Raw genomic sequence first — 10,539 nt, forward strand, 5'->3', positions numbered from 1 at the left:
CCTAGCGCTGCCGGCTGTCGCGCCGCAGGAGGCCCACGATGAGGCACAGCAGTCCGAGCAGCAGCGGCAGCAGGGTGTAGAGGGTGTGCGTGCCGCCGAGGTAACTCATGATGAAGATGAAGACGAAGGTTCCGCTCACCAGGAGCCAGCCGAGCAGGATGAGGGCGCGGCCCCGCTTCGGCGGGGGCAGCGGCGGCAGCCACGACGGCGGCCTGTCAGTCCAGCTCATGGGTCCAGTCTAGTTCGCGGAACCCGTCCGGCGACGACGGATCGGCAGTGGCACGGGACGCCGTCGTCCGGCCCGACGAGGTTCATCCGTCCGCCCGTGGTGGACGACGAAGCGCCCCACCGGATCCCGGTGAGGCGCTTCTGTGATTCGTGGAGATGGCGGGAATTGAACCCGCGTCCGATGCAGTGTAGTCAGGGCTTCTCCGTGCGCAGTCCGCGTCGGTTTTTCTCGGCTCCAGCCATCGTGCGGACTAGTGGCTGCCAAGCCCAGTTGTATAAGTGTCCCCTCGGTCCCTACAACGAGGACCGAGAGCAGTGGCCCTCTAAATGACGCCAGGATCCGGGGCGAGAGCAAACCCGGGCTGACGGACTAGCTAGGCTGCTTAGGCAGCGAGAGCGAAGTCAGTGCGCTTTTGTTCGGCACTTATTGTTTTACAAGGAGCGTTTACGAGATAACCCTGTATCCTCGGCACGCTTCCCCTGTCGCGACTAACATCGTCGAAACCTGTCATCCCCATGTTCAGTTATCAAATGGTGCTCTACTGCCTGGTGCGTCACCGGTAGGGCTTCGCGCCTTGCCAGCTGAACCAGTCTACCGCACATGCCGCCGGGGTCGCGAGCGCTCAGCCCCCGAGGTTCTTCTCGCGCATGGCCCTCAGCGCCTCGCGGTTGTCCTGCTTCTCGCGCAGCGTCTGGCGCTTGTCGTAGTCACGCTTGCCCCGGGCCACGGCGAGCTCCACCTTGGCCCGGCCGTTGAGGAAGTACAGCTGCAGCGGCACGAGGGTGAAGCCCGATTCCTTGATCTTCTGCGAGATCTTCGTGAGTTCCTCGCGATGCAGCAGCAGCTTCCGGCGCCGGCGCGCAGCGTGGTTCGTCCAGCTGCCCTGCGAGTACTCGGAGATGTGGATGCCCTCGAGCCAGAGCTCGTCGTTGTAGAAGACCGCGTAGCCGTCGATCAGCGACGCGCGCCCCGCCCGCAGAGACTTGACCTCGGTACCCATGAGCGCCAGCCCGGCCTCGTACGTGTCGAGCACGGCATAGTCGTGATAGGCCTTCCGATTGGTGGCCACCACTTTCCGGCCACTTTCCTTCGGCACGGCAGAACTCCTTCTTCGCTACTGCTGCGGCTGTGGATCCGCGGGAGGACAGTGCCCTCCATCCTACGACCTGGCGCTGCTGGGCCCGGCTCCACCCAAGCGCTCGGTGTCGCTAGCTCTCCTGGGCCTCATTGCGGTTGTCTGTCCGCCACCGGATGCCGGCATCGATGAAATCGTCGATCTCCCCGTCGAAGACCGCCGAGGTGTTGCCCACCTCGTGGTTCGTCCGGAGATCCTTGACCATCTGGTACGGGTTCAGAACGTAGGAGCGCATCTGGTCACCCCAGGATGCCTTCACGTCACCGGCGAACGCCTTCTTCTCCGCGTCCTCCTGCTCCTTCTTCAGGAGCAGGAGCCTCGACTGCAGCACACGCATCGCTGCGGCCCGGTTCTGGATCTGCGACTTCTCGTTCTGCATGGAGACGACCACGCCGGTGGGCAGGTGCGTGAGCCGGACGGCCGAATCGGTGGTGTTGACGGACTGCCCGCCGGGTCCGGAGGACCGGAAGACGTCCACGCGGATCTCGTTGTCGGGCACCTCGATGACGTCCGTCTGCTCGATGAGCGGAATCACCTCCACGGCTGCGAAGGAGGTCTGGCGGCGGCCCTGGTTGTCGAAGGGGCTGATCCGGACGAGCCGGTGGGTCCCTGCCTCCACGGACAGGGTGCCGAAGGCATAGGGCGCCTTGACCTCGAACGTGGCCGACTTCAGGCCGGCCTCCTCGGCGTAGGAGGTGTCGAGGATCGCGGTGGCATAGCCGTGACGCTCGGCCCACCGGAGGTACATGCGCAGGAGCATCTCCGCGAAGTCCGCGGCATCCACTCCCCCTGCACCCGACCGGATGGTGACGACGGCCTCGCGCTCGTCCCACTCGCCGGCGAGCAGGGTCACGATCTCGAGGTCGTCGAGGGCCTTGCCGAGAGTCACGAGCTCCCGCTCCGCCTCCGCCAGGGAATCCTCGTCCGCCTCGTCCTCGCCCAGTTCCACCAGCACCTCGAGGTCGTCGATGCGGCTCTCGAGGGTCTCGAGCCGCTCGAGGGCAGACTGTCGGTGCGAGAGCTTCGACGTCACCTTCTGCGCAGCGGCCGGGTCGTCCCACAGGTCCGGGGCGCCGGCTTCCTCGCTGAGTTCCTCGATGTCCTTCCGGATCCCCTCCACATCGGAGACCTGCTCGATGGACTGGTACTGGGCACGGAGGGCGCGGATCTCTGCGGGAAAATCGGTGGTTGCCATGGTGGCTCCAGCCTACGTCATCGCCGTGGGCGCGCTCTTGGGGTCCTCGCCTCACCTGACCAGCTGGGCACGGGCATCGGCCTGGGCCGCTATCGGGATGCCCTCGGGCAGAAGACCGTTGATGATCGGCGGGCGCACCACCGCGGTCAGGACAACCCTCGCCGTCCGGCCGTCGGGGGCGCCCGTTGCCGGGTCGATGGACAGCTGCTCAAAGCGTGTATCGGCGCCGGTGGCTGCGAGATAGCCCGATGCGGACTGCTCGACGCCGGGACCCTGGAGCACCGGCAGGGGCGCCGTCGTTCCGCCTCGCCCGCCCTCTGCCCCCACGTCGATGCTGTAGTCGTCGGCCGCGGCGAGCGCGGCGCCGTCGGCGACCGAGAGCAGCTTCTTGTGCTCGATGTAGACGGCCGTCACCGCGAGGACGACCGTGACGACGAGCAGGGAGATCAGCAGGTAGCCGATGATCAGCACGCCCACCTGGCCGCCGTCGCGCTGCGGAGGTTCAACTGCATGGGCGGCGGCACTGCCGGACCGTCCTGCGAGCCTGCTCACCCGAACCGCTCCACGATCTGCGTCGAGGTGGCATCCACGGTGGAGGCCGAGGGCGTGGTCCCGCCGATCGCCGGGACAAGAGGTAGCGGCACCTCGAGGCGGACGGCGACGGTCACGGCGGAGCCCGGCGCGAGGCACTCGGCGCTGCAGGAGATCTCCACCAAGGACTGGTCCGCGGCGAAGCCGAAATCCGCGAGGGCGATCCGTGCCGCCTCCCGGGCGCGTGCCTCACCCTCGGCAGACGTCGGGGCGTCGGCGTAGACCTTCGCGGCCTGGTCGGCAGCGCCCACGACGGCGAACGATCCCGCCTGGAGCTGACCGACCGTCAGGACGAGATACACGACGGGGATCAGGAGCAGGACGCCGAGGAACACGAACTCCACCACGGCGCTGCCCCGCTCGCCGTCGTCCTCCGGGCCTCTGCCCGTCGGCATCCCCCGTCGCACGATCGTCCGACGCCAGCGGAGGAGCTCAGGTCGGCAGGGCGGCATGACCGCGCACCTCCAGCGTGCCGGCCGGGCCGATCAGTCCGATGACCGGCAACGGCGCACGGATCACCACCTCGAGGGTCCTGACGCCCCCGACCGTGCTCTCACCCACGGAGACGTCGGAACCGTAGGCAGCGGAGAGGGAGCCCTCGATCAGCTCCCGGGCGCGTCCGACGGCGTCCGCGGGTTGGCGATCGGCGAGCGTGCCGTACCGTGCTCCCGACGACGCCGCGTCGATCAATGTGTTCCGCACGTGCAGAACGAGTGTCAGCTGGAGGATCGCGACGAAGATGACCGTCAGGAGCGCTCCGATGAGGACGAAATCGACGACGGCGGCGCCACGCTCGCCGTCGTCGTCCGGCTCCTTCGGCCCGGCGCGAACCAGCCGCAGCAGAAGCGCCACGTCAGGGCGAGACCTGGTCGATCGCCTGGTTGAACAGCCCCTCCAGTGCCGGACCGGCGATGGCGAGCAGCGCCGCGACCAGCACGGCGGACATCAGGGTGATCATCACCCAGCCGGGTACGTCACCGCGCTCGGGATCGTCCGTCCCGAGGCGTAGGGCCATTACGGCGCGGCCGAGGAAGGACATCAGCGCTGCCAGCAGCAGCAGGGTGCCGAGAGTGGAGCGGGTCAGGATCGTCATGGGATTCCCCCTGGTGTAGTGGTTGTAGTGGTGGGTCGACGTGGGGCGACGTGGGGCGAGCATCAGAAGCCGAGATTGATCAGGGCGATGCCGGGATAGACGGCGAAGAGGACGGTCAGCGGAAGGACACCGAATACGAGGGGCACCATCATGGCGATCTCCTTCTTCCCGGCCGATTCCATGAGGTCGCGTTTGGCCAGGTCTCGCACGTCCTGTGCCTGTGCCCGGAGAACATCCGCCAGGGGTGTGCCGCGCTGCACGGCTACCGTGATGCCGTCCACGAAGCGGGCCAGGGGTGCGAGTCGGGTCCGCTGGGAGAATTCCTGCAGGGCCTCCACCAACGGCCTTCCCGCGCGGGTACTGGCCAGCACCAGGGAGAACTCGCCGGCGAGTTCTCCGTTCGCCGTCCTGCTGATCCGTTCGAGTGCTCCCGTGGTGCTTTCGCCGGCAGAAACCGCGAGGGCCATCAGTTCGGCCAGGCTGGGGAACTGGGCGAGCATGCGTGCCTCCCGGCGCTTGATATCGGCGGAGAGGACATAGTCCCGTCCTACGAACCCCAGGGCAGCGCACGCCAGGATGATCACGACCGCCAGGGGCACACCGATGGATCCGGAGGCGGCGAGCAACACCATCACCAGCGTGGAGCCTGCGAGGCCTGCCGCCGCCCACAGCAGCTGCTGGGCCCTGAAGTCCGCCGTCGACTGATCGCGTCCGGCCTGGGCGAGTCGGCGGGTGAGCGCCGCCGTCGCCGGGTTGAAACGGTGGGACCAGCGGACAGCATCGGCGAGGACGGGGCGGACGATCCGCTCGAGCGGCCCGAACGGCGTGACGTTGGCAGGCGTATCTGCAAGGAGCCGCGATTTGACGTCGACTGCACGGAGCTGCGGTGCAACACGCGCGGTGAGCGTCGTCGGTCGCATCAGTGGAAGGCGTACGAGCACGATCCACAGGCCGCACCCCAGACCGATCCCGCACAGGGCTGCGAGGGCCACCCCGGAATTCAACGCATTACCCGCTGGTCCTCTGGCAGCGCTCCGACGCGCAGCATGACGCGATAGCAGAGCACGGAGATCAGCAGGCCTCCGAGCAGGACGACAACACCGCCGGCTGTGTTGTAGGCACGGATCGCTTCCGGCCGCGTGGAGAGCAGGAGGAGGACGAACCAGGGCGCTGCGACCGCCAGGCGCGCTGCGTTGATGGTCCAGGACTGACGTGCTTCGAGCTCGCTGCGAGTCCGGGCGGCGTCCCGCAGGAACTCGGACAGTGTCCCGAGGAGCCGGCCGAGGTCGGAGCCACCGACGTCGCGCGTCAGGCGCAGCGCCTCGACGATGCGATCGGCCACCGGATCCGCCAGACGCTCCTTCAGACGGCTCAGGGCATCGTCGAAGCGCCCGCCTGCCCGGTAGTCCGCTCCAAAGGTCCGGAAGGCCGGCCGCAGTTCGAGCGGACCCTTTTCCCCGAGCTGGATGAGCGCCTCCGGCAGCGAGAGACCAGCACGAATGGCGGAGCGGAGGTGATCGACGACCTCGGGCCACAGTTCACGCAGTGAGGCCGTGCGTTTCGCTGCGCGCCACCTGACGATCGAGACCGGGAGGAGCGCGCCGAAGAGGGCGAAGCACAGCGCGATGGGCGGGGATCCGGTCAGCACGACGCCCACCAGCATCACGAGGAGCCCTACCGCCGCACAGGAGGCGAGCAAACCCCTCGGCGAGACCCGCTCGACTCCGGCGCGTGCCAGAAGATCCTCGAGGGGCGCCCGGCGTGTTCTGCCCGCGCGACGGCGCTCCGGCCGCTCCCAGAAGGACCACCAGATGAGCAGGAGGCCCATGCCGAGGGTGACTCCGAGTGCCGCGCTCATGCCGCGGATCCCAGCAGGGACGCGATGTCCACGCCCGCGGCTGCGAACTTGTCCTCCGCCGGCATGCCGCTCGCCGCGAGCTGCAGCGCTCCGTCGATACGTCTGAAGACGTAGGAGGACTCGATCACCCCGTTCTCGACGCGTCGGCCGAGGGCCATGATCTCCATGACCCGGCGCTGGCCACCGGGGAGCCGGGCGCAGTGCACCACGAGGTCGATGCAGGAGGCCACGGTGGGCACCACGAAGCTGCTCGAGATGTTCTCGCCGGCCAGTAGTGGAAGCGTGCAGATCTTCGTGATCGCGTCGTGTGCGCTGTTCGCATGGACGCTGCACATGCCCGGAAGCCCGCTGTTGAGGGCGATGAGCATGTCGAGGCTCTCGGCCTCCCGCACCTCCCCCACGATCAGCCGATCCGGCCGCATCCGCAGGGCCTCCTTGACCAGGCGTCGCAGCGGGATCTCGCCGTGTCCCTCGAGATTCGGCTGCCGGCACTGCAGCCCGACGACATCGCGCAGCGGCAGCTGCAACTCGAAGATCTCCTCCACCGTGATGACGCGCTCCCGGGGGCCGATCGAGGCGCCGAGGCAGTTGAGCATGGTGGTCTTCCCGGCCTGCGTGGCACCGGATACGAGGACGTTGAGCCCACTGGCAACTGCGACGCCGAGGAAGCGCGCCGCCTGCGGGGACAGGGTGCCGAGATCCACGAGGTGCTCCAGCCTCGAGGCTCGGGCAATGAACTTCCGGATGTTCACGGACCAGTGTTTCCGCGTCACTTCGGGGATGACCACGTGCAGTCGCGAGCCGTCGGGCAGGGAGGCGTCCACGAAGGGCGAGGAGACGTCGAGGCGGCGCCCTGAGGACTTCAGCATCTTCTCCACGAGATCGCGCACCTGCTGGTCGGTCAAAGAGAGCGCGGTGAGCTCGGACTCGCCATCGCGCGCAATATAAACCTCGGAGGGCGCGTTGATCCAGATCTCCTCGATGGTCGGATCATCGAGGAGCGGCTGCAGGGCTCCGAATCCGGCAACGGCATCGAAGATCTGCTTCCGTGCGGTGTCGAGTCGGCCCAGGGGCGCCAGGACGCCCAGGACCGAGCGGTCCTCGTAGTCGGCCACGGCATCGGTGACCAGGAGTTGCACCTCTGCGGCCTGCAGTGTCGGGTCCAGCCCACGCCGGCGGATCAGCTCCCGCACCTCGCCCTCGATCATGCGCACTGCATCCATCGCTACCCCCGCGAGCCCTGACGTCATCGTCGGCCAACCGGCGGAGCCGCTGCGCTCCGCACCGATTTTCACCCTACTGAAGGGGGCCCTGCCCGGAAAGAGGAACAGCAATATGTGAGTAGCGCAACCTCGGAGCAGGAGTAGTCCTCCACAGGCGACACGCGGAGGGAGTCGAAGCGGGATTATTCATTTGTCGGTGTAGAAGACCCATTTTCGCGAAGAAGTACAACCAATATCGAAAAGCCGCCGATTGATCGTTCATGACGGAATCGAACTACGAGTCACCGCGACCGAATGGCTGGAAGCCCGCCTATCGTCTGAGAGAAGCGCCCGGGCCGGTTCGACCTCCATATCTCGGTGACTCGTCAGCACCCGTCAGCGCCTGTACTGGACGGCGGTTACGATTCGCGCTCAGCTGCGCCTCACCCATGGTGACCCGCATCAAGGCAGTCCCCCTAAGCGCCGTCCAGGGCTCCTAGGGGGCTAACGCTGGTCAGATCAGAGATGCTTGGGTCCGGCCCGACGCCGTCTTCTAGCCGGGTCTAGTGGCGACGCCGAGTCCGCAGTGCAAGCACTGTGCCAGCGGCGAGAACTCCGCCACCGAGCAGGCCAGAGCCGAGCACACTTCCGAAGGCGGCATTAGGGCCGCTCACCCCCTCGACGCCGGTGTCCGCGCCTCCTACTGGCATCTCGGCCACCTGTGGGGCCTCCTCGGTCCCGCCCTCCAGTGGTGGAACGACGCCATAGGTCTGGACGAAGTTGATGTAGCAGGGATAACGACCATCAGGGAACACGATGCTGCCTGGGTTGTCCACGCAGAGATCGGTGCCGTCGGCGGTGATGGCGCCCCCCGGGACAATTGTGACGGCGTTCGGATCGACGACGGTCGCTTGGTCGAACGGCACCAGGACGGGCGGATCGATCGGAATGATTTTGCCGGGAAAGGCATGGCCGTCGTCGGCAAAGCAGGCGTAGGTGCCACTCGGATAGACAATGCTATAGGGGTTCACGGCGCAGACATTCGTCCCGTCCGCGGTGAGCAGGCCGCCCTTCGCAGGCGTAACCGTATCGGGATCGATGATCGTTGCTTGATCAAATGGGACGAACGGATTAGGTGCGTCGGGTGCCGCTATCGCAGGTGTCGAAGCACTCAGGAGTACAGCTCCCGCCAGCGCGATTCCGGTTGTAACAGTCCGTATGTTCACAATGATTCCCCCTTCCCTGCTGTCCCCGATGGACGGCGGTGATGCAAGTACACCAGATCACATATGCGGATACTGCAATCGCCACACAAATCGTTGTCGACGGTCTATTGGTCCCTTTGAGAGCCCTGTCGTCGTCGGCTCACCGTCGGAACATCTACAGCCCGCATCGGCTTCCATCCGACTCAGTTGCGCACGGCCCGAAGAAGGGAAAGCAGCGATAGGTGAACATCGCGATCGGGGGTCGGGCGTAGACCGCCATAGGCGACACGCGGAGGGAGTCGCCGCTTACTCGCAGGTTTAACCCAGCATTGCTACCGCTCTTCCGAAAGCCCCGTCACGACGATTCCGGATGGGTAGTCTGCACGGGATTCATTTAGCTGGCTGACGCCCGGATTCTGCTGGAGAAACCCGTGACCTTGCCCTTCCATGCCCGGCTTCTGTGTGCCGCCTTACTGTCCTTTGGTCTCATTGGCAGTGCGGTTCCCGCAGTAGCACTCGATGCACCACCGACCCCCTCCTCCGCCGCAACCCCCTCGGCACCCCCGCCGGCGGCTGCGCCGGCCGAGACGGCGCCCTCTTCGCAGGACAGCACGACGACGCAGAAGGCTCAGCCGACGCAGGCCGAACCGACGCCGGCGGCTCCGACAGAGGCGGCACCGACGGCACCGGCTCCGTCCGCGTCGGCAGCGCCGAAAGCCGCACCCAAAGCCGCGCCGGAGAAGATCACGTCCTTCGTGCCGGACCTGGACTGGAATCCGCTCGAGGACCCCGATTCAAATGCCCGCTATGGTGAGCACTACGTTGACCAGAGCGATGGACTTGGCTCGGCAGCGCCGTCAACCACGGACGGCAGCGGCGGTAGCGCAGCGCTGGCACCGCGGACGGGGAACTTCAAGGTCACGCTGGTCACCGTGCAACTGTCGGGGAAGACAGTTGCCGATACTGATGCGATCAATATGACAGCGGCTCGCAACTCGATCGTCAGCGCGAACAACTACTGGAACTCCTCGTCCGCTGGCCGGCTGTCCTTCACCAACGTGAGGGAGTTCCGGCACAAGTCTGCAGCCAGGATCACGGACTCGTACGGCGCCATCATGGAGAAGGTCACCAACGAGCTGGGCTGGCAGAACCGCCCTTACGAAGCGCTGGTGATCTTCGTTCCGCACGCAGATCTGAGCTACAACGGCTCCTGGGGAATTTTGGGTGGCGGCTTCACCGATGGACCGACCAGCGGCCGCGTGATCATGCCGTATCCCTCGGCGCTGACCAACAACGTGGTTTCCCACGAGTTCGGCCATGTACTCGGCTTACACCACGCCAACTCCCTCGCCTGCAGTAACGGGCGCTCCGATGTGTCCCGCTCCGGCGGGACGTGGACGGACCGGGAGTGCTACTCGGCGGAGTACAGCGACACGACCGACCTCATGGGCTACGCACAGGTGAGCTCGCCGCGGGTCAATGCCTTCATGTGGGAGTACGGCGGCTTCGGAAACGGGCAGGAGATCCGGAACCTCGGCACGCCGACGGCGGTCACGCGGGCGAGCCTCAAGCCGTGGGCAGGGACAGCGACGGCGCGCGCGGCGAAGTTCACCGACCCGGTGAGCAAGGAGGTCTACTACCTCGAGGCCCGTCTGGCCGTGGGCTACGACAGCCAGACGGCCATCGGCGGCAATGAGGGCGTGAAGATCACCAAACGGGACAATCTCGGCTGGAGCGGCAATGCATCGATCGTCCTGACACCCGACAGCCGGCGCTCCGGTTGGGGAAACACCTCCCTGACGTGGCAGCAGGGTCAGACCTTCACAACGTTCGCCGGAACCAAGGTCAAGATCGACTCCCTGACCTCCGCAGGCGCTACCGTGACCGTGACGCCCAAGGTGATCGTGCCGGTTGCTCCGAAGCCTGTACCGATCGCTCCTAAGCCTGCGCCTGTTGCTCCCGTGGCTGTGATCGATAGGGCGGAGTTGCGGTTCAGTGGCCCCGATTTCACTGGCGACGGGGTCACGGATC

12 protein-coding genes and 1 other RNA gene are annotated in these 10,539 nt (G+C 66.4%); 1 reads left to right on the plus strand and 12 read right to left on the minus strand.

The genetic code is table 11. The features are described 5' to 3' along the window. Nucleotide 1: 1 nt before the first annotated feature. The 12 genes from FQ377_RS07045 to FQ377_RS07100 all read right to left on the minus strand — a co-directional run bounded on the left by FQ377_RS07045 (nt 2) and on the right by FQ377_RS07100 (nt 8,529). Complete coding sequence (locus FQ377_RS07045) at nt 2-229, minus strand: hypothetical protein (protein ID WP_148600510.1); 228 nt, start codon at nt 227-229, stop codon at nt 2-4. A 147-nt stretch (nt 230-376) separates the two neighbouring features. Next, nucleotides 377-744, minus strand: a transfer-messenger RNA (tmRNA) gene (gene ssrA, locus FQ377_RS07050). A 107-nt stretch (nt 745-851) separates the two neighbouring features. Then, entirely contained in the window at nt 852-1,325 is a 474-nt protein-coding gene (gene smpB / locus FQ377_RS07055; RefSeq protein WP_148600511.1) for an SsrA-binding protein SmpB, read from the minus strand. 112 nt (nt 1,326-1,437) lie between these two features. Continuing rightward, a complete protein-coding gene (gene prfB, locus FQ377_RS07060) occupies nt 1,438-2,559 on the minus strand; it encodes a peptide chain release factor 2 (RefSeq protein ID WP_148600512.1) in 1,122 nt (373 codons plus the stop codon). A 51-nt stretch (nt 2,560-2,610) separates the two neighbouring features. Continuing rightward, a complete protein-coding gene (locus tag FQ377_RS07065) occupies nt 2,611-3,111 on the minus strand; it encodes a pilus assembly protein TadG-related protein (RefSeq protein ID WP_262364318.1) in 501 nt (166 codons plus the stop codon). Beyond that, entirely contained in the window at nt 3,108-3,545 is a 438-nt protein-coding gene (locus tag FQ377_RS07070) for a hypothetical protein (protein ID WP_148600513.1), read from the minus strand. The genes FQ377_RS07065 and FQ377_RS07070 overlap by 4 nt, the downstream gene beginning before the upstream one ends. Before the next feature lie 37 nt (nt 3,546-3,582). Continuing rightward, nucleotides 3,583-4,002 (minus strand): TadE family protein, encoded by a 420-nt coding sequence (locus FQ377_RS07075; protein WP_148600514.1) that lies wholly within the window; start codon nt 4,000-4,002, stop codon nt 3,583-3,585. A 1-nt stretch (nt 4,003) separates the two neighbouring features. Continuing rightward, entirely contained in the window at nt 4,004-4,189 is a 186-nt protein-coding gene (locus tag FQ377_RS07080) for a hypothetical protein (RefSeq protein WP_148600567.1), read from the minus strand. 116 nt (nt 4,190-4,305) lie between these two features. Continuing rightward, nucleotides 4,306-5,235, minus strand: a complete 930-nt coding sequence (locus FQ377_RS07085) for a type II secretion system F family protein (protein WP_262364319.1) — start codon at nt 5,233-5,235, stop codon at nt 4,306-4,308. 8 nt (nt 5,236-5,243) lie between these two features. Next, entirely contained in the window at nt 5,244-6,101 is an 858-nt protein-coding gene (locus tag FQ377_RS07090) for a type II secretion system F family protein (RefSeq protein ID WP_148600515.1), read from the minus strand. Next, a complete protein-coding gene (locus FQ377_RS07095; protein WP_148600516.1) occupies nt 6,098-7,324 on the minus strand; it encodes a TadA family conjugal transfer-associated ATPase in 1,227 nt (408 codons plus the stop codon). Before FQ377_RS07095 ends, FQ377_RS07090 begins: the two co-directional genes overlap by 4 nt. Before the next feature lie 542 nt (nt 7,325-7,866). Then, nucleotides 7,867-8,529, minus strand: a complete 663-nt coding sequence (locus FQ377_RS07100; RefSeq protein ID WP_148600517.1) for a hypothetical protein — start codon at nt 8,527-8,529, stop codon at nt 7,867-7,869. Nucleotides 8,530-8,939: 410 nt separating this feature from the next. Between FQ377_RS07100 and FQ377_RS07105 the strand changes: the two genes are divergently transcribed. After that, the coding region (locus tag FQ377_RS07105; RefSeq protein ID WP_148600518.1) for a zinc metalloprotease at nt 8,940-10,539 on the plus strand (1,600 nt) is incomplete at its 3' end.

This window comes from Arthrobacter echini (assembly GCF_008107445.1).
Classification (GTDB): domain Bacteria; phylum Actinomycetota; class Actinomycetes; order Actinomycetales; family Micrococcaceae; genus Arthrobacter_D; species Arthrobacter_D echini_A.

What these genes read in the sequence shown, in the direction of transcription:
- prfB (WP_148600512.1), bottom strand. Translation starts at nt 2,559, where the DNA reads ATGGCAACCACCGATTTTCCCGCAGAGATCCGCGCCCTCCGTGCCCAG.
- FQ377_RS07095 (WP_148600516.1), bottom strand. Translation starts at nt 7,324, where the DNA reads ATGGATGCAGTGCGCATGATCGAGGGCGAGGTGCGGGAGCTGATCCGC.
- FQ377_RS07080 (WP_148600567.1), bottom strand. Translation starts at nt 4,189, where the DNA reads ATGTCCTTCCTCGGCCGCGCCGTAATGGCCCTACGCCTCGGGACGGAC.
- FQ377_RS07045 (WP_148600510.1), bottom strand. Translation starts at nt 229, where the DNA reads ATGAGCTGGACTGACAGGCCGCCGTCGTGGCTGCCGCCGCTGCCCCCG.
- FQ377_RS07090 (WP_148600515.1), bottom strand. Translation starts at nt 6,101, where the DNA reads ATGAGCGCGGCACTCGGAGTCACCCTCGGCATGGGCCTCCTGCTCATC.
- FQ377_RS07070 (WP_148600513.1), bottom strand. Translation starts at nt 3,545, where the DNA reads ATGCCGACGGGCAGAGGCCCGGAGGACGACGGCGAGCGGGGCAGCGCC.